Here is a 25431-nt window from a genome sequence, read left to right on the forward strand (position 1 = left end):
CGCCCCGCCCCCTACCGTGCCCCCATGCGGATCTCGACCACGATCTTCCTGACCGACGAGACGATCACCCCCGTGCGGCTCGCCCGCGAGCTCGAACAGCGCGGCTTCGCCGGGCTCTACCTGCCCGAGCACACCCACATCCCCGTCGAGCGCGCCACCCCCTACCCGGCGGGCGGCCCGCTCCCGCGCGAGTACGGCCGCACCCTCGACCCCTTCGTGGCCCTCGGGCAGGCCGCGGCCGTCACCGAGCGCCTCGGCCTGGGCACCGGCATCACGCTCGTCGCCCAGCACGACCCGATCGCCCTCGCCAAGCGGATCGCGACCCTGGACCACCTCTCCGGCGGGCGCTTCACGCTCGGGGTCGGCTTCGGCTGGAACCGGGAGGAGGCCGCCGACCACGGCGTGGACTGGGCCGGGCGCCGCGAACGCACCCGCGAGGCGATGCACCTGATGCGGGCCCTGTGGGCGCCCGAACCCACCCCGTACGAAGGCCCGACCTCGGGCCTGTCCGTCCGCGCCTCCCACGCCTGGCCGAAGCCCGTCACCGGCGGCGCCCCCCGCACCCTCGTCGGCGGCGCCGCGGGGCCCGGGCTCTTCTCCCACGTCGCCGACTACGCCGACGGCTGGATGCCGATCGGCGGCCGCGGCCTGACGGAGACCGTCCCCGCGCTCCGGGAGGTCTGGGCCCGGGCCGGCCGCGACCCGAAGGCGCTCCAGGTCGTCCCGTACGCGGTCCTGCCCAGCCCCGGCAAGCTCGCCCACTACGAGGAACTGGGCTGCGAGGAGGTCGTGCTCCAGCTGCCGCCGGGGGACGAGCGGGAGGTTCTGGGGGTGCTGGACGAGTTCGGACGCCACCTCTGAGCCCTGCCTTCGGAACACGCTCCGAAGTGCGGTCGGGGCATGCCGCCCCCGGGCCGCGCTTCGCGACGAACGCGGTCCGGCCCCCGGCTTCGGACCCCACCCGCGCCCCCTCACCCGCTCGTATGCTCGGTCCATGACCGATCAGCAGGCACCCCGGACCCCCGTACCCACCGAGAACGCCATGCGCCGCGCGCTCCGGCGGGCCAGGGACGGGGTCGCGCTCGATGTCACCGAGGCCGCCGTGCTGTTGCAGGCGCGGGGCGCGGATCTGGAGGACCTGGTCGCGACGGCCGGACGGGTGCGGGACGCGGGCCTGGAGGCGGCCGGGCGGCCCGGGGTCATCACGTACTCGAAGAGCGTGTTCATACCGCTCACACGGCTGTGCCGGGACAAGTGCCACTACTGCACCTTCGCGACCGTCCCCGGCAGGCTGCGCCGCGAGGGCCACGGGATGTTCATGTCGCCGGACGAGGTGCTCGACATCGCCCGCAAGGGCGCCGAACTCGGCTGCAAGGAAGCCCTGATCACCCTCGGCGACAAGCCCGAGGACCGCTGGCCCGAGGCCCGCGAGTGGCTGGACGCGCACGGCTACGACGACACCCTCGCGTACGTACGGGCCATGTCCATCCGCATCCTGGAGGAGACCGGGCTGCTGCCCCACCTCAACCCCGGGGTGATGTCGTGGACCGACTTCCAGCGGCTCAAGCCCGTCGCCCCCAGCATGGGCATGATGCTGGAGACCACCTCCCGGCGGCTGTGGGAGGAGCCCGGGCAGCCCCACTACGGCTCGCCCGACAAGGAGCCCGCCGTGCGCCTGCGGGTCCTGGAGGACGCGGGGCGCTCCTCCGTGCCGTTCACCTCGGGGCTGCTGCTCGGCATCGGCGAGACCTACGAGGAGCGGGCCGACTCGCTGTTCGCGCTGCGCCGGATCGCCCGCGCCTACCACGGCATCCAGGAGCTGATCATCCAGAACTTCCGCGCCAAGCCGGACACGGCGATGCGCGGCATGCCGGACGCCGAACTCGACGACCTCGTCGCCACCGTGGCCGTGGCCCGGCTCATCATGGGCCCCTCCGCCTGCCTCCAGGCCCCGCCGAACCTGGTGGACGCCGAGTACGGGCGGCTGATCGCCGCCGGCATCGACGACTGGGGAGGGGTGTCCCCGCTCACCATCGACCACGTCAACCCCGAGCGGCCCTGGCCCCGCATCGAGGAGCTCGCCGAGAAGTCCGCCGCCGCCGGCTTCCGCCTGCGCGAACGGCTTTGCGTCTACCCCGAGTTCGTCACCCGCGGCGAGCCCTGGCTCGACCCCCGCCTGCTGCCGCACGTGCGCGCCCTCGCCGACCCGGAGACCGGTCTCGCGAAGGCGGACGCGCCGGTGCGCGGACTGCCCTGGCAGGAGCCCGACGAGACCTTCGCCGCCGCCGGCGGCACCGGCCGCACCGACCTGCACCGCACCATCGACACCACCGGCCGCACCGGTGACCGCCGCGAGGACTTCGACCACGTCTACGGCGACTGGGAGGCCCTGCGCGAGGCCGCGGCGCCCGGCATGGTGCCCGAGCGGATCGACGCCGACGTCCGGGAGGCGCTGGCCGTCGCCGCCGACGACCCGACCCGGCTGACCGACCCGCAGGCCCTCGCCCTGCTGCACGCCGACGGCCCGGCCCTGGACGCGCTGTGCGCGGTCGCCGACGACCTGCGCAGGTCGGTGTCCGGCGACGACGTGACGTACGTCGTCACGCGGAACATCAACTTCACCAACGTCTGCTACACCGGCTGCCGCTTCTGCGCCTTCGCCCAGCGCCGCACCGACGCCGACGCCTACACCCTCTCCCTCGGCCAGGTCGCCGACCGGGCCCAGCAGGCGTGGGACGTCGGCGCCGTCGAGGTCTGCATGCAGGGCGGCATCCACCCGGACCTGCCCGGCACCGCCTACTTCGACATCGCGCGGGCGGTGAAGGAACGCGTCCCCGGCATGCACGTGCACGCCTTCTCTCCGATGGAGGTCGTCAACGGCGCCTCCCGCACCGGCCTGTCGATCCGCGAGTGGCTGACCGCCGCCAAGGAGGCCGGCCTCGACTCGATCCCGGGGACGGCCGCGGAGATCCTCGACGACGAGGTCCGCTGGGTCCTCACCAAGGGCAAGCTGCCCACGGCCACCTGGATCGAGGTGATCACCACCGCGCACGAGCTGGGCATCCGCTCCAGCTCCACGATGATGTACGGGCACGTGGACCAGCCCCGCCACTGGCTCGGCCACTTCCGCACCCTGGCCCGCATCCAGCAGGAGACGGGCGGCTTCACCGAGTTCGTGACGCTGCCGTTCATCCACACCAACGCGCCCGTCTACCTCGCCGGCATCGCCCGCCCCGGCCCGACCGTCCGCGACAACCGGGCCGTCACCGCCATGGCCCGGCTGCTGCTCCACCCGCACATCCCGAACATCCAGACCAGCTGGGTCAAGCTGGGCGCGGAGGGCGCGGCCGAGATGCTGCGCTCGGGCGCCAACGACCTGGGCGGCACCCTGATGGAGGAGACCATCTCGCGCATGGCCGGGTCGAGTTACGGCTCGTACCGCTCGATCCGGGACCTGGAGGCCATCGCCGAGGCGGCGGGCCGCCCCGCCAGGCCCCGGACGACCCTGTACGGGGAGGTGCCCGAGGAGCGGCAGCGCGCGGCCCGCGCCTCCGACGGGCACCTGCCGGAGCTGCTGCCGGTCGTCCAGGAGTAGGGCGCCCCGCGGCCCTTCATGGACCGGACAAAGTGCGGTCAAAAGAGGACTGAAGGGCGACGGATCACATAACGTTCCGGCCCCCGAACGAGCGCATCCAGTCTATTACAGTGCTGGACCAGGAGCTGCTGACCGGGGGAGGGCACGTCGTGACCACCACAGCCGCGGTTGTGTGGGGCCGCACCGAACAGCAGGACTTCCGGTCCAGGGTCCGCGGCTGTCTGCTCGGAGGGGCGGTCGGCGACGCCCTCGGCGCCGGGGCCGCCGGGCGCTCGCTCGAGGAGCTCCGCGCGGCCCACGGACCCGAGGGCCTGACCGAGCCCGTCCCCGCGCACGGCCGCAGGGGCGCCGTCACCGCCGCCACCCAGATGTCCCTGTTCACCGTCGACGGCCTCATCCGCGCCCACGTCCGCCGCGACACCGGCGCCTGGCACCCGCCCACCGACGTCCACCGGGCGCATCTGCGCTGGGCGGCGACCCAGCGCGACTGGGGCCCGGACGAGCGGCGGCCCGACCTCGGCTGGCTGGCCCGCGAGGAGTGGCTGTACGCGCGGCGGGACCCGGCGCGGTCCTGTCTGACCGGGCTCGGGGACGAGGTCCTCGGCACGGTCGACCGGCCCAAGAACCCGGGTGCCGCCGACAGCGGCGCCCTGGTCCGCTCGGCGCCCTTCGGTCTGCTCGTCGGCTGGGAGCCGCAGCTGGTGTGCCAGCTCGCCGTGGAGTGCGCCGCCCAGACCCACGGGGACCCGGCCGCCTACCTGTCGGCGGGCGCCCTCGCGGTCGTGGTGCACGGTGTCGCCCGCGGCGACAGCGTGGAGGGCGCCGTCCGCACGGCCCTGGAACAGCTCGCCCCCCGCTCCGGCCACCAGCCGGTCACCGATGCCCTTGCGGCCGCGCTGGCCGCCGTACGGCAGGGAACGCCGGACGCGGAGCGGGTGACCGCGCTCGGCGCGGGGGAGGACCGGGCCGACGGGCAGCTGGCGGCGGCCGTCTACTGCGCCCTGGTCGGCGAGGACGTCCGGCACGGATTGCGCCTCGCGGTCAACCACGACGGCCCGTCGGCGGCGACCGGCACCCTCACCGGGGCGCTGCTCGGCGTCCTGCACGGCGAGACGGCCCTCCCGCCGGCCTGGGTGGCCGAGCTGGAGGGCCGTGGCACCGTCCTGGAGCTCGCGGACGACTTCGCGATGGAGATGACCCAGGGGGGCGCCCTGCACGGGCCGGGTGTCGCGGAGTCGGCCTCGGGCTGGCTGGCCCGCTACCCGCGGGTCTGACCGGCGCGGTGACCGGCCGGGGCCGGCTTGATCAGCCCAGCGGCTGACCGGTCCGCTCGTCCGCCGACTGACCGGGGATCGCGGCGGCCGGGCTGCCGTCGTCGCTGTGCAGCCGGTCGAGGAGCGCGTCCCGCTCCGGGGTGGCCTCGGGCTTCACGTATCCGATGAGGACGTAGAGGACCAGCGAGGTGGCGAGCGGCGAGACGATCTGGACCTGGAGCTCGACGCCGTCGAGGCCGTAGTTGGTGAGCCAGAAGGCGAAGAGCCCGGCCGCCCACGACACGAGCGCCGCCGTCGGGCCCGACTTCCGGAAGGCACGCAGCAGACCGAGCATGAACGGGATGGCGATGGGCCCCATGAGTCCGGCGACCCACTTGATGACGACGGTGATGATGTCCTTGAAGGTGGGGGAGTTGACCTGGGTGGCGACCGCCATCGACAGGGCGAGGAAGGCGATCGTCGACCAGCGGGCGGCGAGCAGCCCGGCCGCCTGCGACCAGGAGCGGGCCGACTTGCTGAGGACGGGCGCGATGTCCCGGGTGAAGACGGCCGCGATGGCGTTGGCGTCGGAGGAGCACATGGCCATGGTGTGCGAGAAGAAGCCGACGATGACGAGGCCCAGCAGGCCGTGCGGCAGGAGCTGTTCGGTCATCAGGGCGTAGGAGTCGGAGGCGTCGGGCTTCTTCGGGTCGACGAGCAGCGGCGCGACCCACATGGGGAAGAAGAGGACCAGCGGCCACACGAACCACAGGACGGCGGAGAGCCGGCCGGACCGGGTGGCCTCGCGGGCGGTCGGGGTGGCCATGTAGCGCTGGGCCTGGTTCCACATGCCGCCGCTGTACTCGAAGGTCTTGATGAAGAGATAGGCCAGGAGGAAGGTCAGCGTGTACGGGCCGGCGGTCGGCGCCGTGTGCCCCTGGAGCTCGGGCCGGTCCCACACGGTCCACAGCGCGCTGACCCCGCCCAGCTCGGCGAGGACGGCGACGAGCATGGCGATGCCGGCGAAGAACTGGATGACGAACTGCCCGAGTTCGGTGAGCGCGTCGGCCCACAGGCCGCCGACCGTGCAGTAGATGCCGGTGATGACCCCGGTGATGAGGATGCCCTGGTTGAGGGAGATTCCGGTGAAGACGGACAGCAGGGTGGCGATCGCGGCCCACTTGGCGCCCACGTCCACGATCTTCAGCAGTACGCCGGACCAGGCGAGGGCCTGCTGGGTGGGCAGGTCGTAGCGGTTCTTCAGGTACTCCAGGGGCGAGGCGACGTGCAGCCGGGAGCGGAGCCGGTTGAGGCGGGGCGCGAAGAGGTGGGCGCCGACGGCGATGCCGATCGCGATGGGGAAGGACCAGGTGACGTAGGAGGTGACGCCGTAGGTGTAGGCGATGCCGGCGTATCCGGTGAACATCACGGCGCTGTAGCCGGACATGTGGTGGGAGATGCCGGAGAGCCACCAGGGCATGCGGCCGCCGGCGGTGAAGAAGTCGGAGACGTCGTCCACCCGCTTGTGGGACCAGACGCCGATCGCGACCATGACGCCGAAGTAGCCGATGAGCACGGCCCAGTCGAGACTGTTCATTGCGCCCCCTCCATGAGATCCGGTCCGCCTTGTGAACGCGGTTCATGGTGTGGGGAGTTGGAAGGCAGCGACAAGCCGAGGAAAGGTCAAGGGGAGGTAAAATCGTTCGGTTTACTGACCCTCGTTCATATTCATGAACCGTTGGGCGGACCGGAGACCCGTGGACGGGACTGGGTGCGATCTTCCCCCGGGCAAGGCCGAGCCCCCTCGGCCAGGACGGCGGACCGGTCGAGAGGGCTCACTCCTTGTCGCGCGCAGAGGCGGGCGCGGGGCTCACAGGGCCCCGGCACTCACCTCGCCCACGAACGCGTTCCACGAACCGGGTCCGAAAGAGAGGGACGGCCCCTCGGGGGCCTTCGAGTCGCGCACCGCGATGGCGTTCACGACGGGGGACTTCACTTCGACACAGGCCCCGTTGCCGCCGGAATACGACGACTTCGTCCACGTGTCCGTACCGCCCTGAAGAATGGCCATGCTTCTCACTCCGGTTCTGCCAGTGCTGCCAGTAGCTGCCAGTGGATGTCACGCCAAACGTTCTTGCTGTGTGGCGTGATCGACGCTACTCGCCCGGCCCCGTCGCGCGGGACCGTCGTTCACCCGACCGGATGGCATATTCCATCCGCGCTTCCGCCGGAGCGAGTCGGGGGTGTACCGTACCGGCCTCTTCCCCTGCCCTCCCGCGAAATGACGGCATTCGGACCGGCCCGCCCCTATTTTCCGCCCGCGTACTCCTTCGCGATGTCCGTCAGGAAAACCCGGGTGTCCTCCGCATTCAGCGCCTGTGCCCGCAGGTGCTCGTACATCACGCTGTACTTCGCGACATCCTGCGCCTTCTCCAGATAGAGGTCGCTCGTCACGCCCTCGATGTAGACCACCGAGGAGTCGGAGGCGTCCGGGAATTCCAGAATCGCGTAATGCCCGCTGATGCCCGGATGCGCCCCCATGTGGAACGGCAGCACCTGCACGGTCACGTGCGGCAGGTGCGACTGCTCGATCAGGTGCTCCAGCTGCTCCACCATCAACTGCCGGCTGCCGACCACCCGGCGCAGCGCGCCCTCGTCGATGACCGCCCACAGCCGCAGCGGACGCTCCCCGTCCTTGATGCGGTCCTGGCGGCGGGTCCGCACGGTCACCCGCTTGTCGATGTCGGCGGGCGTCGACTCCGGCAGCGCGCCGCTGATCACCGCCTCCGCGTACGCGTGCGTCTGCAGCAGGCCCGGGATGATCTGCGGCTCGTACACCCGCAGGCTCTCGGCGTCCGTCTCCAGGCCGATGTAGACGCTGTACGGGATGTCGCCGAAGGCGTGCCACCAGCCCTGCTGGCGCGAGTCCTTGGCCATCTGCATGAGGGAGTCGACCACCCGGTCGTCCTCGACCTCGTACACCCCGCACAGATCGCGGACGTCACGCTGGCTGATCGAACGGCGGCCGTTCTCGAGGCGACTGATCTTGGACTGGGAGACGAGCAGACGGTCGGCGACCTGCTCGGCCGTCATGCCCTTCGCCTCCCGGAGCCGGCGCAGCTCCTGACCCAATCGGCGTCGCCTGACGGTGGGGTTGACACTGGACGCCACGGAAACTGCACCTCCGGCTGTCGGCTGCGTAGCTGTGAGTATCTACTGCTTGGCAGACTGCCACCAAAGGTGCGGTGTGCGCTGGGAAATCGGCACAACGCACGTGTGCGGGACGGCCGTGACGTCGGCCGTCCCGCACACGCATGCGGCTCCCGGTGGTCCGGGTGTGGTGGTGCGGGTGGTGCTGGTGCGGGTGTGCGGTGCTCAGGTGCTGGGGACGTGCGGGTGGTGCGCTGCTGAGGTGGTGCGGACTGTGCGGGTGGTGCGTACCGGGGGTGGTGCGCGGTGCGGTCGGTGCGGGCCGTCACATGGCGGCGCGCGCCATGGTCCCGCGGCGCGGCTGGGACGGCACGCCGCCCGCCGCCGCGTTACGACGGGGCTGGGCGCCCACGCCGTTCTGGACGTCCATCACGGCGTGCGCCACGAGGCCGCCCATCGGGTCGTGCCGGATCAGGTCGCGCAGTCGCGACCGCGACGACCGTCCTTCGTTGCCCGGGTACAGGTGCTTGCCGAGACCGACCGCGTGGGCCAGCGCGGCGAGCGCCGCGGTCCGCGGGTCCGGCGGTACGCCGGTGCGGATCGCACTGTCCAGCCGGGCCCTGATCTCCCGGCTGATCGCCGTGTCCGTCGCCTGGTAGCGAGTCGTCGGCAGCACCCCGCACATCTGGCCCTCCACGGCATGCACCATGCCGCAGCGCTCCAGATGCGAGAGGTACGTCTGGCGGAGCCCCAGTCGGGGCCCGCCGATCCAGTGGACGGCCCGAACCGGGCTGCCGCGCCTGCGCAGCAGTTCCAGTGCGGAGTCCAGAGTCGGATCTCCGGTCGGCCGTGGCATCACCACGGCGATACGATCCCCGTCAGGGGCTATCCGTCCCGCCAGAGCCAGCTCCACTAGCTGTGCTCCGGCGAGGCCCAGGTCGAGCGACTGCGGCTGCGCTGTGGTACCCGTGGCCGGGTCCAGAGCGAGCAACAGAAGCTCCTCCGGAAGTGTTCTGCGGCTCCTGCCCATCCATGCCTCCCCGCGTGGATGAATGACAGGGTGACCCCTCTCACATTCATCTGTCGAGAGTGCCTGGTCGGTTCGTACGGGAACCGGCAGGTATGTCGTTCTCGTCTAGCACGGGAGCCGAGGGGTTCACACAGGACACTGGTAGACGGTTCGGACGTACGCATGAGCGATGGAGGAGGCACGGTGGCGGGCGAGTCCCCCGACAAGTCGGAGCAGCGGGAGAGCGCGGTCGGCGGAGACGGCAAGGACCCGCGGCTGTCCGTTCTCCAGGGCCGCGTGGACGAGCCGACGGCCGTCTTCAAGGCCCTGGCCCCGCGCACGGCCCCGGAGGACGCGCCTTCGGCGTCCGAGCCTTCGGTGACGAAGCCTTCGGCGACGGAGGACGCGCAGGAAGGCGCTCAGGAAGGCGCGGGCGACGACGCCGGCGAGACCGCGGAGGCCGCGCAGGCCGCGCAGGCCACGAAGCGTCCGGAGCCGGAGGCGCGGCCGGAGCCGAAGTCGGAGCCGAAGCCGGCGGTTGCCGGTGCGGCCGAGGCCGACGGCGAGGGCGAGGCCGACGGCGACGGTGAGGGCGAGCGACTGCGCGACGCCGTCGCGGCGTGGGTGTCGACGGCCGGGGACGCCGAGGAGCCGGCGACGGGCCGACCCGAGGCGAAGGCGCCCGAGGCCGAGGCAGCTGAGGCCGAGGCGCCCGAGGCGGAGACCGTCACGGAGCCCGCGTCGGACGACGCCGGTGCGGCCGACGCCGACGCCGGTGACGGCCGCGGCACGTCCTGGTTCGCCGCGCGCAAGCCGGCCGAGGCCATGGTGGAGCCGAAGCAGGAGTCGCAGTCCGAGCCGGAGCAGGAGTCGAGGCCGAAGTCGGAGCCGGGGCGGGAGTCGGGCTCCGCGCCCGCGTCGGCCGACGAGCCCCAGGTGAAGCGATCCGGCGCCGAGGAGCGGGAGGCGGCGCCGTCCGCGGCAGCCGAGCCCGAGTCCGGTCGTGAGTCCGGACGTGAGTCCGAGCCCCGTCCCGTCGACCAGCCGACCGCGGTCTTCAAGTTCAAGCCGCCCGCGGAGTCCGCCGCCCCGGCCGAGCCCGCCGACTCCGCCGCCTCGGCCAAGTCCGCCGGGCCCGTCACCCCGGCCAAGCCCGCCGACTCCGCTGCCGCCCCCGCCACCCCGGCCAAGCCCGCCGAGCCGGCCGCGCCCGTCGGGCCGCCCGTCGACCAGCCGACGACCGCCCTCAAGCTGCCGCAGTCCACCTTCCGCCCGCTCCGGGACGACATCACCCAGGAGCAGCCGAAGCCCGTGCCCGCGGCCGCGCCCGCGACGGCTCCGCAGCCCGCGGCCGCCGCCGCGGCCGCGGCCGTACCGCCGTCCCTCAGCGAGCCCGAGCGGACCCGGCAGCAGCCGCTGCCGCCCCGCCCGCCGCTGGAGATACTCGCGGAGCTCACGAACACCCCGCCGCCGCCGGAGACGCCGCTGCGCAACACGGTCCGCCGGCTGAAGATCTGGACCCCGCTGGTCCTGCTGCTCCTGATCGTCTTTGCGGTCGTACAGTTCGTGCGGCCGCTCCCGGAGCCCAAGCTCGTGCTGTCCGCCTCACCCACGTACACCTTCGAGGGCGGCGAACTGCGGATGCCGTGGCCGTCCGAGGGGCAGGGCGCCGCCGAGGTCGAGGGCGTCGGTTCGCTCGGCACGTACGGGCCGCAGAAGCCCGCCCCGATCGCGAGCGTCGCGAAGACCATGACGGCGTACGTGATCCTCCGCGACCACCCCATCAAGGGGAAGCAGAAGGGCCCGCAGATCCCGGTCGACAAGACCGCCGGCGAGCAGGCCAAGGCGAAGGACGAGTCGACCGCGCAGATCAAGGAGGGGCAGACCTACTCGCAGAAGGAGCTCCTCCAGCTCCTGATGATCCCGTCGGGCAACAACGTGGCACGGCTGCTCGCCCGCTGGGACGCCGGTTCGGAGGCCGCGTTCGTCGAGAAGATGAACGCCGCCGCCAAGGACCTGGGCATGACGGCCTCCACGTACACGGACCCGTCCGGCCTCCAGTCGACGACCGTGTCGACCCCGCTCGACCAGCTGAAGCTGGCGAGGGCGGTCATGCAGTACGACGTGTTCCGCGAGATCGTCGACACGCCGGACATCGTCATCGACGGCATCCCGAAGAAGATCATCAACAACAACTCGATCCTGCTGCAGCCGGGCGTGACCGGCATCAAGACCGGCTCCTCCACCCCGGCCGGCGGCAACCTGCTGTGGGCGGCGAACACGGTCGTCGACGGCGAGAAGCGCCGCATCCTCGGCATCGTGATGGGCGCCAAGGACGCGCCCGAGCTGTGGCAGAAGCTGGAGCTGGCCATACAGAACAGCCTCAAGCTCATCCAGAAGGCGCAAGCGGACGTGACCTCCGCCGCCGTGGTCAAGAAGGGCGAGGTCGTCGGCTACGTCGACGACGGGCTCGGGGGCCGCACGCCGGTCGTGGCGACCAAGGACCTCAAGGCCGTCGGCTGGCCGGGCCTGAAGGTGGACCTCCGCCTCGGCGGCAGCGGCAAGGCCGTCCCGCACACCGGCAAGGCCGGGGACGTCGTCGGCCAGGTCTCGATCGGCTCCGGCACCGGACGGGTCAGCGCCCCGGTGGCGCTGCAGAAGGACCTCGCGGAGCCCGGTATCGACAAGAAGCTGACCCGACTGGGCTGATCCGGACGGGCGCCCGGGGGCTCCCCGGGCGCCCAGCTGTTAGCGTTCCGACGGGGACGAGGAAGGCCAGTCGAGGGCGCACGGGAAAGGGCCGCAGTTGACCACCGCCGAGCCGACACGCGCCGCCGTGTCTCCACCGGAGCCCGCACCCGAGGCCGCACCCATGGACTCTTCCTCACCCTCTTCGTCGTCCTCCTCTTCGCCTTCGCGAATAGAACTCCCGGCCCCCCGCCTCTCGGCGGAACAGGCCCCGCCCGCCCGTCCCCGGCGGCGGAGGCGGCGTTATCCGGTGATCGTCGCCACCGGCGTGGCCGCGCTCACCCACGTCCTGTGGTTCTTCTTCTTCGCCAACAGCGGCGGCGATCTGGCGGCGCAGGACGCGTGGGCGGAGTTCGTCGGACGGCACCCGGACTCGGCGTACAACCTGGCGTGGTACGGGGGGATGCACCCGGTCTCGTACAGCGTGGTGTCCCCGTACGTGATGTCCCTGATCGGGGTCCGCTCGACGATGATGATCGCCGGGACGGTCTCGGCCGGTCTGACGGCGCTGATCCTGGTGCGGGTGCGCGCGGTGCGCAATCCGATGGCGTGCGGGCTCGCCGGCGTCTTCGCGTTCCTGTGCAACGCCCTGTCGGGGCGGGTCACCTTCGGCCTCGGCATGATGTTCGCGCTCGGGGCGGTCGCGGCGGTGTTCTGCTGGCCGTACCGCTGGCGCTACCGGCGCTGGGCGAAGGCCGCCGTCGCGGCCCCGCTGGCCGGCCTCGCGACGGCGTGCAGCCCGGTCGCCGGGCTCTTCCTGGGCGTGGTGGCCGCGGCGCTCTTCCTCAACAAACGCCGCCCGGGCGCGTACGCCCTCGGCCTCGCGCCGGTCGCGGTGGTGGCGCTGTCGGCGTGGCTGTTCCCCTTCTCGGGCACCCAGCCGATGAGCCTGATGTCGACGTCGCTGCCCTTCCTCTTCGGCGTCCTCGTCCTCGTCCTCGTGCCGCGGGAGTGGCGCACGGTGCGGACGGCGGCGGCCGTCTACGCGGCGGGCACGCTGCTCACGTGGATGGTCGACTCCCAGATCGGTTCGAACGTGAGCCGGCTGGTGATGCTCTTCGCGGGCGTGGTCCTGCTGGCCGCCCTGCCCTACGCCCGCCCCCGCTCACGCCGCTGGTACGCGGTCGTGCTGGCCTTCGTCGGCCTGAACGTCTGGATCGGCTTCAAGGGCGTCGACGACGTGATCCGTACGGCGCCGGACGCCTCGTGGACCCGGGAGGTCGCGCCGCTGATCAACCAGCTCCAGGTGCGCGGCGCCGAGAAGGCCCGGGTCGAGGTCGTCCCGGCCTCCAGCCACCGCGAGTCCTCGGCCCTGGCGCCGTACATCAACCTGGCGCGGGGCTGGAACCGGCAGGCGGACATGGAGCGCAACCCGCTCTTCTACGACGACACCCTCAACGCCACGAACTACCACGACTGGCTCGGCCGCTGGGCCGTCCACTACGTCGTCCTGCCGACCGGCGCGCCCGACTCGGGCGCGGAGCGGGAGGCGGAGCTGGTCGGCCGCGGGCTGCCCTACCTGAAGCAGGTGTGGTCGGACGCCAACTGGCGCCTGTACGAGGTGACGAACCCGACGCCGCTGGCCGACCCGCCGGCCGAGGTGCAGCGCGCCGAGGCCAACGAGGTCGTCATCCGCCTGGACGCCCCGGGCCGCGTACGGATCCGCGTCCCCTACTCCCCGTGGCTGGCCCTCCTCGACGAGCAGGGTGCCAAGATCGAACCGCCGCAGGAGACGGAGGCGTCGAAGAAGGCCCGCGAGGAGTCCGAGACGGAGCTTCCGAAGGTCTTCGCCAACGAGCACGGCTGCCTGCTGAAGGCCGAGCCGGACGCGGAGGGCGACGAGTGGACCGAACTCCTCGCCCCGAAACCCGGCACCTACCGCCTGGCGGCCCCCTACAAACTCTTCCCCCGCGGCACGACCTGCCCGGACGAGCTGCGCTGACCCCCTGCGCGAAGGCCCGCTACCGGGCTCGGTAGGGGCCTCTGCGACGGTGCCCCCGGCAGGATTCGAACCTGCGGGACATCTGCTCCAGGAGTTCGGTCGGGGTGCCGTTGGGCTGCTGCTCGCGGCTGCTGCGAGGAGCCGTGGTGGACTGCTGTCATCCACCGTCGTTGATGTCGGTCGTGGATGTCGGCGGTCGGCGGCCTGCGAACGGCCGGTGATAGTCCGACGCCTCCCCGATCGGGGGGTAGTCCCGGCCGAACACCACGTAGACGGGGTGCTCGGGGTCGCCGGCTTCCATCATGGCGAAGATGTCCACGTCGTGGTTCGCGAACCGGTGCAGATACTGGATGAAGAGCTCAAGCTCCTCGTCAGACAGCCGCTCGTCGTGCCGTTGGTTGTGCATGTCGCCCCCCCGCTGACGGTTGATCGGAATCGTAGAGGATCTCGCACAGGGCGGCGGGGACGACGATGTCCGCCGTCTCGACGGGGCGCCCGTGGTCGCTTTAGTACGTCCGCCGGACGCCAGTCAGCTCGTCGACCTCGACCTGAATGGCGGTCTCCTCTCCACCACTACCGGGGGCAGCGTCGACTACGGACAGTAGCGCGACCGGCGTCGTGCGGGGCGCCGTGGAGCCCGATCATGGAGTGGCCGCCGTTGATGTCAGCCGTGGACGTCAGTCGTGGATGTCAAAGGCCCCCCACCGAGATCGGCAGGGGGCCTCTGCGCTGGTGCCCCCGGCAGGATTCGAACCTGCGACACCCGCTTTAGGAGAGCGGTGCTCTATCCCCTGAGCTACGAAGGCAAGGCGTGTCGTCAGTGTAGCGGGTGGCGCTCGTGGGGGCGGGAGGGCGGGAGTGTGGGGCGTCGCCGGGGGTGGTGGGCTCACGCGGCCGGGCTCGACGGCGCGGGGATTTTGGGGTGGGCCGGGCGGAAGGATGGGGTGGTTCTCCCCGTTTGATTCGGCAGAGCCGTCCGTGGTCGACGGCCGTCGTTCAGGCAGAGAGGCAACCGCCGTGAAGGTAGAGATCTGGTCGGACATCACGTGCCCCTGGTGCTACGTCGCCCAGGCCCGGTTCGAGAAGGCGCTGGACGCCTTCCCGCACCGCGCGGGTGTCGAAGTGGTGCACAAGTCGTACGAGTTGGAGCCGGGACGGGCCAAGGGGGATGTGGAGCCCATCATCAAGGTGCTCATGAAGGGGAAGGGGTGGAGCGAGGCGCAGGCGCTCGCCAACGAGCGGAACCTCACCGCCCAGTCCGCCGGCGAGGGGCTGCCGTACGTCGCCGGGCGCGACCACGGGAGCACCTTCCACATCCACCGGCTGCTGCACTTCGCCAAGGCCCGCGGCAAGCAGCACGAGCTCGTGAAGGCGCTCTACCGGGCCAACTTCGCCGAGGAGGAGTCGATCTTCGTCGACGACGAGCGGCTCGTCGCGCTGGCCGTCGAGGTCGGCCTCGACGCCGACGCCGCCCGCGCCGTGCTCGCCGCCCCGAACGCCTACGCCGACGACGTCCGCGCCGACGAGCGCGAGGCGGCGCAACTCGGCGTCTCCGGCGTGCCGTTCTTCGTCTTCGACCGGCAGTACGGCGTCTCCGGCGCCCAGTCCGCCGAGGCGTTCACCCGGGCCCTCACCCAGGCCTGGGGCGACCGTCCCCCGCTCCTGACCGTCGCCGGCGCCGAGGACGCCCACGCGTGCGGGCCGGACGGGTGCCCCGTCCCCCACTGATACGGACGGGACGGAACACGGACGCCATGGGCGGTCCTCCTCCGGGAGGACCGCCCATGGCGTCCGTCTGTTCGTGGGGGGGAGACGCCGGACGGCGCCGTGCTCCGGAAGGGAAGAGCACGGCGCCGTCTGCGACGCACGGGGCGGCCCCCGCTCAGCCGATCACGTGCTGCGGCGTCTTCTCGGACTCGGACAGGTCGCTGCCCTCGACCTTGACGGTGGCCGACGGCGAGTCCTTCTTCAGGGCCAGGGCGAGGATGCCGCCCAGGACCAGGAGGCCGGCGCCGACGTAGCCGGCCAGGTGCAGGCCCGACAGGATGTCCGCCTTCGCGGCCTCCGCGTAGGTGCCGGAGAAGGTGGAGTTGGCGATGGCGACCAGGAACGCGAGGCCCACCGCGCCGCCGACCTGCTGCGAGGTCGAGGCCATGGCGCTCGCCACGCCCTGCTCCTCCGGGCCGACGCCCGAGCTGGCGGAGGCGAAGACGGAGACGAAGACGAGACCGCCGCCGATGCCCCAGATGATCGAGCCCGGCAGCAGGGCGTAGAACGAGCCGCCGACGGACATGCCGAGGATGGTCGCCGCGATGCCGATGCCGTTGACGACCATGCCGGTCGACAGCGTGGCGCGCATGCCGTACCGCTCCATGAACTTCGGCGCGAGCTTGCCCGAGCCGATGATCGAGACCAGCGTGAGCGGCAGGAAGGCGAGGCCGGCCTGGATCGCGGTGTACTCCAGGATCGGCTGCACGTAGGTGGTGAAGGTGTAGTACGCGCCGGCCAGCGCCGTCTGGAAGACGAAGAGGACGGCCATGGCGACGACCAGCGGCCGGTTCTTCAGGAGCCGGAGCGGCATGAGCGGGTTCGCGGTCTTCGCCTCGGTGATGAAGAAGGCGACGAGCAGGACGGCGCCGACGATCAGCGAGCCGAGGGCGAGCGGGGAGCCCCAGCCCTCCTCGGGGCCGGTCACCAGGCCGGTGACGATCGCGGAGACGCCGATCGTGGAGAGCAGCGCGGCCGGGATGTCGAAGCCCTTGGAGAGGTTCGCCGGGCCGTCCGGACGGATCGCGCCGGGGGCCGGGAGCAGGGCGATCAGCGCCAGCGGGATGTTGATGAAGAAGATCCAGCGCCACGAGACCAGGTCGGTCAGCACGCCGCCGAGCAGCGCGCCGGCCGCGAGGCCGAGGGAGCCGGCGGCACCCCAGGCGGCGAACGCCTTGTTGCGCTGGGAGCCCTCGAAGGAGGTGGCGATCAGGGCGAGGACCGCCGGGAAGAGCAGCGCGCCGCCGACACCCTGGAAGAGGCGGGCGCCGATGAGGACGCCCTGGGTGGTGGCGAGGCCGCCGACGAGCGAGGAGACCGCGTAGAAGGCGAGGCCGGTCATGAAGAGCCGGCGGGCGCCGATGCGGTCGACCGCGCGGCCGCCGAAGAGCAGCAGACCGCCGAAGGCCACCGCGTAGGCGGAGACGACCCATTGCAGCGACTGGGCCGAGAAGCCGAGGGCGGTGCCGATGTCGGGCAGCGCGACGTAGACGATGTTGAGGTCGACGCTGATGATGAACTGGGAGAAGGCCAGCAGGAAGAGGACGAGTCCTGTCTTCTTGGCTGGTGTCGACGTGGTCACAAGACCTCCATGGTCTTCATGGACGTGTTTTCCGGGGGGTTCGTCCACGGCGCGCGGGGCGCCGCCGTGCAGTCGAGCGGTCTGCGCGGAGGCGCCCGGCGCGTCCGTGGCGGGGGCTCAGCCGAAGCGCAGCTGAAGTTCGTTGGGGCCGGTGATGCCGATCGCCGGGCGCCAGGTGATGTCGCCGACGACCTTCGGGGCGTCGAGGCGGCGGGCGAGCGCGGGCAGCGCCTCGGTGATCTCCATCCGGGCGAGGGGGGCGCCCAGGCAGTAGTGCGGGCCGCCGCCGAACTGCATCACGGCCGTCTTGCGCTCCGCCGTGATGTCGAAGACCTCGCCGCCGGGGTACGCGAGCGGGTCGCGCTGCACCGCCTGCACGCCGATCATGAACATCGTGCCCTCGGGGATGTGCTGCCCGCGGAACTCGATGTCCTCGGCCGCGTACCGGTACACGGCGTTGGAGGAGGGGCGCCAGCGCATGACCTCCTCGACCGCCCGCGGGGCGAGCTCGGGGCGCTCGCGGAGCAGGGTCCACTGGTCGGGGTGCTCGGAGAAGGTGACCATGGCGTTGGCCAGCTGCAGGCGCGTGGTGTCGTGCGCGGCGAACACCATGGTGACGACGAGGTTGCGCAGCTCCTCCAGGGTGACCCTGTTGCCGTCGACGTCCTCCTTCTGGGCGGTGACGAGGGCGGAGATGAGGTCCTGGGTCGGCGCCTCGGCCTTCTGGGCCATGAGGGCGTCGACGTACTCGTACAGGCCGACGACGGCGGCCTCGACGCGGCCCGGTATGTCGCCGCCGAGGGCGAGGCTGAAGACGAGGCCGATCTCGGAGCTCCAGTTGCTGAAGCGCGGGTAGTCCTCGGCCGGCACGCCGAGCAGCTCGGACATGACGGTCAGCGGCAGCGCGTCGGCGAACGCCTCGAAGAAGTCGACCTCGCCCTTGGCGGCGATGTCGTCGGCGAGGCGCTCGGCGGCCTGCTTGATGACCGGGCGCAGGTTCTCCAGCATGCGCGGGGTGAACGCGCGGCCGACGAGGCCGCGCAGCCGGCGGTGGCTGTCGCCGTCCTGGTTCACCAGGCCGTTGACGAACCAGTCGTAGACGGGGCCGCCGGTGATGCCGTTCTGCTCCATGAAGCCGGTGCCGTTGTGGGTGAGCCGGCCGTCCCGGACCAGTTCCGACGCCTCCGCGTGGCGCAGGACGAGCATGCCGAGCGGGGTCTCGGCGTACCAGCCCGCGGCCTGGGCCCGGACGACCTCGGGCAGGTCGAAGCGGAAGTCGGGGTCGATGACGTTGATGAACGGGACCTCGGAGGACTCCGGCACGGACAGGGTTTCCGCTGACATGTCTTGACCGTCCTTGAGAGGGATCAGAAGAAGGAGAAGGAGGAGGGAACTCGGAACTCGCGGCTCGCTTATCGCGACATTACATAGCTACCGTTCGGTATTCTTTGTTGGGCGGGGGACCGGGGAACGGGTTTGGCAACTTGCCAAGACCTCACCGGATTCGGTGACTTGGCTTGCGCGGCGCCCCGCCGCGCCGGTCCGGGCACGCTCGAACCGGCGATCGGCGGGGGTGCGGCGCGCGCCGCTCCGGCCCCGGTTCCCTCAGCGGAAGTCGCTGTCGCGGTACTCCGCCGAGGAGCCGTCCAGGGTCGCCGCCCGCAGCTCGACCCGGCGGATCTTGCCCGACACCGTCTTCGGCAGCGGGGCGAACTCGATGCGCCGGATCCGCTTGTACGGGGCCAGGGCCTCCCGCGTGTACGCGAAGAGGCTCGCGGCCGTGCCGGGGCCCGGCTCGAAGCCGTCGGCGAGGACCACGTACGCCTTCGGGACGGCGAGCCGCAACGGGTCCGGCGCCGGGACGACGGCCGCCTCCGCGACCGCCTCGTGCTCCAGGAGCACGCTCTCCAGCTCGAACGGGCTGATCTTGTAGTCGGACGCCTTGAAGACGTCGTCCGACCGGCCGACGTAGGTGATCCGGCCGTCCGCCTCGCGGCGGCCGATGTCACCGGTGTGGAAGAAGCCGCCCGCCAGGGCTTCGCCCGTACGCTCCCAGTCGCCGTGGTAGCCGGTCGTCAGGCCCACCGGCCGGGTCGGGCCCGACAGGTCGAGGCAGATCTCGCCCTCGTCGGCGGGCAGGCCCGACGGGTCGAGCAGCGTCACCGTGAAGCCGGGCGCGGGGTGGCCCATGGAGCCGGGGACGAGGTCCTGGCCGGGGAAGTTGCCGATGGCCAGGCTCATCTCGGTCTGCCCGAAGCCGTCCCGGACGGTCACTCCCCAGGCGTCCCTGACCCGCTCGATCACCTCGGGGTTGAGCGGCTCCCCGGCGCCCACCGCCTCGCGCGGCGGCGTGCCCAGGCGGCCGAGGTCGGACTGGATGAGCATCCGCCACACGGTGGGCGGGGCGCAGAAGGAGGTGACCCCCACCCGGTCCATCTCGAACATCAGCCGCGTCGCGTCGAACCGCTCGTAGTTGAACACGAAGACGGTCGCCTCCGCGTTCCACGGCGCGAAGAGGCTGGACCAGGCGTGCTTGGCCCAGCCCGGCGAGGAGATGTTCAGGTGGACGTCGCCGGGGCGCAGCCCGATCCAGTACATGGTCGACAGGTGGCCGACGGGGTACGAGAGGTGGGTGTGCTCCACCAGCTTGGGCGCCGAGGTGGTCCCGGAGGTGAAGTAGAGCATCAGCAGGTCGTCGGCGCGGGTCGGCCCCTCGGGCTCGAACCCGCCCTCGTGCGTCTCGAAGCGCTCGTACGGGATCCAGCCCGCGGCCGCGTCGGCCGGGGTCCCGCCGGCCAGGATCCGGGTGTACGCGCCCGGCACCGCGTCGAACTTCGCCCGCTCCGCGGCCCGGACGACGACGTGCTTCACCCGGGCCCGCTCGATCCGGTCGCGCAGGTCCACCGGCCCGAGCTGCGGGGGCGCCGGGGTGAGGACGGCCCCCAGCTTCATCGCCGCGAGGGCGGTCTCCCACAGCTCCACCTGGTTGCCGAGCATGACGAGGATCCGGTCACCGGCCCGGACCCCCCGGGCGCGCAGCCAGCCGGCGAGCCGCGAGGAACGCTCGGAGAGGCGGGCGAAGGAGTGCCGGGACTCGCGGCCGTCCTCCTCCACGACGTGCAGGGCGGTGCGCTCGTTGCCCGCGGCCATCACGTCGAACCAGTCGAGCGCCCAGTTGAAGTGCTCGGGCCGGGGCCAGACGAAACCCTCGTACGCGGCTTCGTAGTCGCCGCGGTGGGCGAGGAGGAAGTCGCGGGCGGCCCGGAAGGCGGCGGTGGCGTCGGACACGGGCCGGGCGGCGGGCGTGGCGGGGGCGGTGGGCGTGGCGGGGGCGCCGGCCGTGTCGGGGGTGGACCCGAGCGCCGTGGCGGAGCCGGTCATGCGGCCGTCTCCTCGTCGTTCACCCAGCTCATGAGCTTGCGGAGCTCCTTGCCGGTGGTCTCCAGGAGGTGCTGCTCGTCCTGGGTCTTGTACTCGTTGTACTTCTTCAGGCCGCCGTGGTACTCGTCCATCCAGTTCTTGGCGAAGGTGCCGTCCTGGATGTCGGTGAGGACCTTCTTCATCTCGGCCTTGGTGGCGTCGGTGATGATCCGCGGGCCGGTGACGTAGTCGCCCCACTCGGCCGTCTCCGAGACGGACCAGCGCATCTTCTCCAGGCCGCCCTCGTACATGAGGTCCACGATCAGCTTCAGCTCGTGCAGGCACTCGAAGTAGGCGATCTCCGGCTGGTACCCGGCCTCGACCAGGGTCTCGAAGCCCGCCTTCACCAGCGCGGAGGCGCCACCGCACAGGACGGCCTGCTCGCCGAACAGGTCGGTCTCGGTCTCCTCGGTGAAGGTGGTCTTGATGACGCCGGCGCGGGTGCCGCCGATGGCCTTGGCGTAGGACAGGGCGAGCGCGAAGGCGTTGCCGGTGGCGTCCTGCTCGACCGCGGCGATCGCGGGGACGCCGCGGCCCTCCTCGTACTGGCGGCGCACCAGGTGGCCCGGGCCCTTGGGGGCGACCAGGGCGACGTCCACGCCGGCCGGGGGCTTGATGAAGCCGAAGCGGACGTTGAAGCCGTGCGCGAAGAACAGCGCGTCGCCGTCCTTCAGGTTCGGCGCGATGGACTCCTCGTAGACCTCGGCCTGGATCGGGTCCGGGATCAGGATCATGATGACGTCGGCCTCGGCGGCGGCCTCCGCCGGGGTGACCACGCGCAGGCCCTGCTCCTCGGCCTTGGCCTTGGACGTGGAGCCCTCGTGCAGACCGACGCGGACGTCGACACCCGAGTCACGCAGCGACAGCGCGTGGGCGTGGCCCTGGCTGCCGTAACCGATCACCGCGACCTTGCGGCCCTGGATGACGGAAAGGTCGGCGTCGTCGTCGTAGAAGAGGTCGGCCATGGGGATTCTCCTTGGTTCGGGAAGGGGACGGGCGGACGGGACGGAGCGGGGGAGGGGTACGAGGCGGCGGGGGAGGGGGCCGCGTGCGAGGGGGCGCTCAGGGTGTCGGGGCCGCGGCCGATGGCGACGGTGCCGGACTGGACGAGCTCGGTGATGCCGAACGGGCCGAGCATGGCGAGCAGCGCGTCGAGCTTGTCGCGGGTGCCGGTGGCCTCGATGGTGACCGCCTGCGGCGAGACGTCCACGATCCGGGCGCGGAAGAGCTTCACGAGGTCGACGACCTGGGAACGGGTGTCGTGGCAGGCACGCACCTTCACCAGGACGAGCTCGCGGCGGATCGCGGCGGCGGGCTCGAGTTCGGCGACCTTCAGGACGTTGACCAGCTTGCCGATCTGCCGGACGACCTGGGTCAGCGGGCAGACGTCCGCGTCCACGACGATCGTGATGCGGGAGACGGCGGGGTCCTGCGTCGTCCCCTCGGAGACCGAGTCGATGGTGAAGCCGCGGCGGGCGAAGAGGGACGTGGTGCGGGCGAGGACGCCCGGCTTGTTCTCGACGAGGACCGAGAGCGTGTGCGTGGTCATGATGGTTTCCCTTTCTCTCCGTCTTCGGGTCAGTCGTCTTCGCCGTCGCCGAAGTCGGGGCGGACGCCCCGGGCGGCCATGACCTCGTCGTTGGAGGTGCCGGCGGCGGCCATCGGCCAGACCTGGGCGTCCTCGTGGACGATGAAATCGATCACGACCGGACGGTCGTTGATCGCGTTGGCCTCGGCGATGACCTTGTCCAGGTCCGCCGGGTCCTCACACCGCAGGGCGACACACCCCATGGCCTCGGACAGCTTCACGAAGTCCGGGATGCGGGTGCCCCGCGCCTGCGGGTTGACGTCGTCCGGGCCGGAGTGCAGCACGGTGTTGGAGTAGCGCTGGTTGTAGAACAGGGTCTGCCACTGGCGGACCATGCCGAGGGCGCCGTTGTTGATGATGGCGACCTTGATCGGGATGTTGTTCAGCGCGCAGGTGACCAGCTCCTGGTTGGTCATCTGGAAGCAGCCGTCGCCGTCGATCGCCCAGACCGTGCGGTCGGGCATGCCGGCCTTGGCGCCCATGGCGGCCGGGACCGCGTAGCCCATGGTTCCGGCGCCGCCGGAGTTGAGCCAGGTGGCGGGCTGCTCGTAGTCGATGAAGTGGGCGGCCCACATCTGGTGCTGGCCGACGCCGGCGGCGAAGATCGTGCCCTCGGGCGCGAGCTTGCCGATGCGCTGGATGACCTGCTGCGGCGAGAGGCTGCCGTCCTCCGGCAGGTCGTAGCCGAGCGGGTAGGTCTCCCGCCACCGGTTGAGGTCGCTCCACCAGGCGGTGTAGTCGCCCGTGTTGCCCTCGGTGTGCTCGGCCTGGACCGCCTGCACCAGGTCGGCGATCACCTCACGCGCGTCACCCACGATCGGAACGTCTGCGGCGCGGTTCTTGCCGATCTCCGCCGGGTCGATGTCCGCGTGGACGATCTTGGCGTACGGGGCGAAGCTGTCCAGCTTGCCGGTGACGCGGTCGTCGAAGCGGGCTCCGAGGGCGACGATCAGGTCGGCCTTCTGCAGCGCGGTGACAGCCGTGACCGCACCGTGCATACCCGGCATCCCCACATGCAGCGGATGACTGTCCGGGAACGCGCCCAGGGCCATCAGAGTGGTGGTGACCGGAGCGCCGGTGAGCTCCGCCAGCACCTTCAGCTCGGCGGTGGCGCCGGCCTTCAGGACGCCGCCGCCGACGTACAGGACGGGCCGCTTGGCGGCGGTGATCAGCTTGGCCGCCTCGCGGATCTGCTTGGCGTGCGGCTTGGTGACCGGGCGGTAGCCGGGCAGGTCGGTCTGCGGCGGCCAGCTGAAGGTGGTCTTCGCCTGCAACGCGTCCTTGGCGATGTCGACCAGGACCGGGCCGGGGCGGCCGGTGGAGGCGATGTGGAACGCCTCGGCGATCGTCCGCGGGATGTCCTCGGCCTTGGTGACCAGGAAGTTGTGCTTGGTGATCGGCATGGTGATGCCGCAGATGTCCGCCTCCTGGAAGGCGTCCGTGCCGATCGCCTTGGAGGCGACCTGGCCGGTGATCGCGACCAGCGGCACGGAGTCCATGTGCGCGTCCGCGATCGGCGTCACCAGGTTCGTCGCACCCGGACCCGACGTCGCCATACACACACCCACCCTGCCGGTGGCCTGCGCATAACCCGTCGCGGCATGCCCCGCACCCTGCTCATGGCGCACCAGGATGTGCCGCACCCGCTTCGAGTCCATCATCGGGTCGTACGCCGGAAGGATCGCCCCACCCGGAATACCGAAGACGGTGTCCGCCCCCACCTCCTCCAGAGAACGGATGAGGGACTGCGCACCCGTCACGTGCTCGACGGGGACGGGAGCGGTCGATCGTCCTTGCGGCCGGGGCGCGGAGGCGGTGGGCAACCGCTCGGCCCTCGTGCTGTGGTGCACGGCGTTCGTCATGTGAATCGAATCCCCACTGCCGGTGGAAGAGTTGCTGGCATGTCGGCGCAAGGCCCTCAGCTCCAGGTCAGAAACCGCTTGGGCCGTTCGAGGAGCGCGGCCACGTCGGCGAGGACCCGGGATCCCAGCTCGCCGTCCACCAGACGGTGGTCGAAGGACAGGGCGAGGGTCGTGACCTGGCGGAGCCTCACCTTTCCCCGGTGCGCCCAGGGCCGGGGCCCGATGGCGCCGACGGCGAGGATCGCCGCCTCCCCGGGGTTGAGGATCGGGGTGCCGGTGTCGACGCCGAAGACGCCGACGTTGGTGATGGTCACGGTGCCGTCGGCCATGGCCGAGGGCGGGGTCCTGCCCGCCTTGGCGGCCGCCACGAGCTCGCCGAGGTCGCCGGCGAGGCGGGGGAGCGTCTTGAGGTGGGCGTCCTTGATGTTCGGCACGACGAGGCCGCGCGGGGTGGCCGCGGCGATGCCCAGGTTGACGTAGTGCTTGAGCACGATCTCCTGGTTGACCTCGTCCCAGGACGCGTTGATCTCGGGGTGGCGCTTGATCGCGACGAGCAGGGCCCTCGCGACGAGGAGGAGCGGGGTCACGCGGAGACCGGCCATGTCGGGGTCGGCCTTCAGCTCCTCGACGAGCTTCATCGTGCGCGTCACGTCGACCGTCACGAACTCGGTGACGTGCGGGGCGGAGAAGGCGCTCGCCACCATGGCCCGGGCCGTGGCCCGCCGAACGCCCTTCACGGGGACACGGGTCACCCGGGCGTCACCGGAGGGCTGCGGGCCGGGAGCCGGGCCGGGAGCCGGGCCGGATCCCGGTGCCGGGGTTGCCGGGGCCGGGGAGGGGGCCGCGACCGGGGCGGGCTCCGGGGCGGTGAACTCCGGCTCCGGGGCCGCCGCGCGGTGGACGTCCTCGCGGCTGATGATCCCGCCCGCGCCGGACGGAGTCACCGACGCCAGGTCGACGCCGAGGTCCTTGGCCAGCTTGCGTACGGGCGGCTTGGCCAGCGGCCGCGCCTGCGGGACCGGCACCGGCACCGGCACCGGTATCGACGCTGACACCAGCACTGGTACCGGTGCCGGCGCCGGTGCGGCGGCGGAGACGGCCGCGCCGGTGGCGCCGACCTGGGCGCGCGGGCGGCGGCGGGTCGGGCCCTCGGAGACGCCGTAGCCGACGAGGACCGGCTGCCGTGCGGGAGCGGCGGGGGGCGCGGCTCCTGCGGGAGCCGCGGCGGCCGTCGGGGCCGGGGCGGGCGCGGGAGCCGCGGCGGCCGTCGCCACGGTGATGATGACCGCGCCGACGTCGACCGTCGTCCCCTCGGGGAACCGCAGCTCGTGGACGGTGCCGTCGAACGGGATCGGCAGCTCCACGGCCGCCTTCGCCGTCTCGACCTCGCACACGACCTGGCCGTCGGTGACGGTGTCGCCGGGCCGGACGTACCAGGTCAGGATCTCGGCCTCGGTGAGGCCCTCGCCCACGTCGGGCATCGTGAACTCGCGGACGTGCTGTTCGGTCACGGGT

17 protein-coding genes, 1 tRNA gene and 2 pseudogenes are annotated in these 25431 nt (G+C 71.8%); 6 read left to right on the plus strand and 14 right to left on the minus strand.

The annotated features are described in order from the left end of the window. Window positions 1-24 precede the first annotated feature (24 nt). The 3 genes from ABD954_RS19660 to ABD954_RS19670 all read left to right on the plus strand — a co-directional run bounded on the left by ABD954_RS19660 (window position 25) and on the right by ABD954_RS19670 (window position 4869). Entirely contained in the window at window positions 25-861 is an 837-nt protein-coding gene (locus ABD954_RS19660) for an LLM class F420-dependent oxidoreductase (protein ID WP_345487348.1), read from the plus strand. Window positions 862-994: 133 nt separating this feature from the next. Further along, window positions 995-3595: a bifunctional FO biosynthesis protein CofGH gene (locus ABD954_RS19665; RefSeq protein ID WP_345487349.1), complete on the plus strand. Its 2601-nt coding sequence runs from the start codon at window positions 995-997 to the stop codon at window positions 3593-3595. A gap of 149 nt (window positions 3596-3744) precedes the next feature. Next, complete coding sequence (locus tag ABD954_RS19670) at window positions 3745-4869, plus strand: ADP-ribosylglycohydrolase family protein (protein WP_345487350.1); 1125 nt, start codon at window positions 3745-3747, stop codon at window positions 4867-4869. A 31-nt stretch (window positions 4870-4900) separates the two neighbouring features. Here the strand turns inward: ABD954_RS19670 and ABD954_RS19675 are convergent, their stop codons facing one another. The 4 genes from ABD954_RS19675 to ABD954_RS19690 all read right to left on the minus strand — a co-directional run bounded on the left by ABD954_RS19675 (window position 4901) and on the right by ABD954_RS19690 (window position 9028). Beyond that, a complete protein-coding gene (locus tag ABD954_RS19675) occupies window positions 4901-6445 on the minus strand; it encodes a sodium:solute symporter family protein (RefSeq protein ID WP_345487351.1) in 1545 nt (514 codons plus the stop codon). A gap of 273 nt (window positions 6446-6718) precedes the next feature. Then, on the minus strand, window positions 6719-6919 hold the full coding sequence (locus tag ABD954_RS19680) for a DUF397 domain-containing protein (protein WP_345487352.1): 201 nt from the start codon (window positions 6917-6919) through the stop codon (window positions 6719-6721). A gap of 236 nt (window positions 6920-7155) precedes the next feature. Then, a complete protein-coding gene (locus tag ABD954_RS19685; RefSeq protein WP_345487353.1) occupies window positions 7156-8019 on the minus strand; it encodes a helix-turn-helix domain-containing protein in 864 nt (287 codons plus the stop codon). A 304-nt stretch (window positions 8020-8323) separates the two neighbouring features. Then, a complete protein-coding gene (locus ABD954_RS19690) occupies window positions 8324-9028 on the minus strand; it encodes a GOLPH3/VPS74 family protein (protein ID WP_345487354.1) in 705 nt (234 codons plus the stop codon). A 162-nt stretch (window positions 9029-9190) separates the two neighbouring features. Here ABD954_RS19690 and ABD954_RS19695 point away from each other — a divergent pair, with 162 nt between their 5' ends. Both ABD954_RS19695 and ABD954_RS19700 read left to right on the plus strand, forming a co-directional pair. Beyond that, the gene (locus tag ABD954_RS19695; RefSeq protein ID WP_345487355.1) at window positions 9191-11716 is read left to right on the plus strand and encodes a D-alanyl-D-alanine carboxypeptidase family protein; all 2526 of its coding nucleotides are present in this window, start codon (window positions 9191-9193) and stop codon (window positions 11714-11716) included. Window positions 11717-11879: 163 nt separating this feature from the next. Next, the gene (locus ABD954_RS19700; protein ID WP_382746024.1) at window positions 11880-13697 is read left to right on the plus strand and encodes an MFS transporter; all 1818 of its coding nucleotides are present in this window, start codon (window positions 11880-11882) and stop codon (window positions 13695-13697) included. A gap of 157 nt (window positions 13698-13854) precedes the next feature. On the opposite strand, the gene ABD954_RS19705 is transcribed toward ABD954_RS19700, so the two are convergent. The 3 genes and pseudogenes from ABD954_RS19705 to ABD954_RS19710 all read right to left on the minus strand — a co-directional run bounded on the left by ABD954_RS19705 (window position 13855) and on the right by ABD954_RS19710 (window position 14503). Beyond that, window positions 13855-14103, minus strand: coding sequence for a hypothetical protein (locus ABD954_RS19705; protein WP_345487356.1), 249 nt, complete (start codon window positions 14101-14103; stop codon window positions 13855-13857). Between the two features lie 15 nt (window positions 14104-14118). Continuing rightward, window positions 14119-14230: pseudogene (locus tag ABD954_RS33645) on the minus strand (GntR family transcriptional regulator); the annotation flags it as partial. A gap of 197 nt (window positions 14231-14427) precedes the next feature. After that, window positions 14428-14503 (minus strand) — tRNA-Arg (locus tag ABD954_RS19710). A 211-nt stretch (window positions 14504-14714) separates the two neighbouring features. Here ABD954_RS19710 and ABD954_RS19715 point away from each other — a divergent pair. Further along, entirely contained in the window at window positions 14715-15425 is a 711-nt protein-coding gene (locus ABD954_RS19715; protein WP_345487357.1) for a DsbA family oxidoreductase, read from the plus strand. 154 nt (window positions 15426-15579) lie between these two features. On the opposite strand, the gene ABD954_RS19720 is transcribed toward ABD954_RS19715, so the two are convergent. The 7 genes and pseudogenes from ABD954_RS19720 to ABD954_RS19750 form a co-directional block, all read right to left on the minus strand. After that, window positions 15580-17046, minus strand: a complete 1467-nt coding sequence (locus ABD954_RS19720; protein ID WP_345487359.1) for an MFS transporter — start codon at window positions 17044-17046, stop codon at window positions 15580-15582. Window positions 17047-17163: 117 nt separating this feature from the next. Continuing rightward, window positions 17164-18390 carry a cytochrome P450 gene (locus tag ABD954_RS19725; RefSeq protein ID WP_345487360.1) on the minus strand — a complete coding sequence of 409 codons (1227 nt, stop codon included), beginning with the start codon at window positions 18388-18390 and terminating at the stop codon, window positions 17164-17166. Window positions 18391-18651: 261 nt separating this feature from the next. Continuing rightward, on the minus strand, window positions 18652-20427 hold the full coding sequence (locus ABD954_RS19730) for an AMP-binding protein (protein WP_345487361.1): 1776 nt from the start codon (window positions 20425-20427) through the stop codon (window positions 18652-18654). After that, the gene (ilvC, locus tag ABD954_RS19735; protein ID WP_345487362.1) at window positions 20424-21431 is read right to left on the minus strand and encodes a ketol-acid reductoisomerase; all 1008 of its coding nucleotides are present in this window, start codon (window positions 21429-21431) and stop codon (window positions 20424-20426) included. The genes ABD954_RS19730 and ilvC overlap by 4 nt, the downstream gene beginning before the upstream one ends. A 62-nt stretch (window positions 21432-21493) precedes the next feature. Beyond that, window positions 21494-22015 (minus strand): annotated as a pseudogene (gene ilvN, locus ABD954_RS19740) (acetolactate synthase small subunit); the annotation flags it as partial. A 29-nt stretch (window positions 22016-22044) separates the two neighbouring features. Beyond that, window positions 22045-23916, minus strand: coding sequence for an acetolactate synthase large subunit (locus tag ABD954_RS19745; RefSeq protein ID WP_345487363.1), 1872 nt, complete (start codon window positions 23914-23916; stop codon window positions 22045-22047). A 56-nt stretch (window positions 23917-23972) separates the two neighbouring features. Continuing rightward, window positions 23973-25427, minus strand: coding sequence for a dihydrolipoamide acetyltransferase family protein (locus ABD954_RS19750; protein WP_345487364.1), 1455 nt, complete (start codon window positions 25425-25427; stop codon window positions 23973-23975). Window positions 25428-25431: the final 4 nt, after the last annotated feature.

It is taken from the genome of Streptomyces roseoviridis (genome assembly GCF_039535235.1).
GTDB classification, from domain to species: Bacteria; Actinomycetota; Actinomycetes; order Streptomycetales; family Streptomycetaceae; genus Streptomyces; species Streptomyces roseoviridis.

Excerpts from the sequence above, each read along its gene's own strand:
- ABD954_RS19730 (WP_345487361.1), bottom strand. The coding sequence starts at position 20,427 with ATGACCGGCTCCGCCACGGCGCTCGGGTCCACCCCCGACACGGCCGGC.
- ABD954_RS19725 (WP_345487360.1), bottom strand. The coding sequence starts at position 18,390 with ATGTCAGCGGAAACCCTGTCCGTGCCGGAGTCCTCCGAGGTCCCGTTC.
- ABD954_RS19700 (WP_382746024.1), top strand. The coding sequence starts at position 11,880 with ATGGACTCTTCCTCACCCTCTTCGTCGTCCTCCTCTTCGCCTTCGCGA.
- ABD954_RS19690 (WP_345487354.1), bottom strand. The coding sequence starts at position 9,028 with ATGGGCAGGAGCCGCAGAACACTTCCGGAGGAGCTTCTGTTGCTCGCT.
- ilvC (WP_345487362.1), bottom strand. The coding sequence starts at position 21,431 with ATGGCCGACCTCTTCTACGACGACGACGCCGACCTTTCCGTCATCCAG.
- ABD954_RS19705 (WP_345487356.1), bottom strand. The coding sequence starts at position 14,103 with ATGCACAACCAACGGCACGACGAGCGGCTGTCTGACGAGGAGCTTGAG.
- ABD954_RS19680 (WP_345487352.1), bottom strand. The coding sequence starts at position 6,919 with ATGGCCATTCTTCAGGGCGGTACGGACACGTGGACGAAGTCGTCGTAT.
- ABD954_RS19695 (WP_345487355.1), top strand. The coding sequence starts at position 9,191 with ATGAGCGATGGAGGAGGCACGGTGGCGGGCGAGTCCCCCGACAAGTCG.
- ABD954_RS19675 (WP_345487351.1), bottom strand. The coding sequence starts at position 6,445 with ATGAACAGTCTCGACTGGGCCGTGCTCATCGGCTACTTCGGCGTCATG.
- ABD954_RS19665 (WP_345487349.1), top strand. The coding sequence starts at position 995 with ATGACCGATCAGCAGGCACCCCGGACCCCCGTACCCACCGAGAACGCC.
- ABD954_RS19660 (WP_345487348.1), top strand. The coding sequence starts at position 25 with ATGCGGATCTCGACCACGATCTTCCTGACCGACGAGACGATCACCCCC.
- ABD954_RS19745 (WP_345487363.1), bottom strand. The coding sequence starts at position 23,916 with ATGACGAACGCCGTGCACCACAGCACGAGGGCCGAGCGGTTGCCCACC.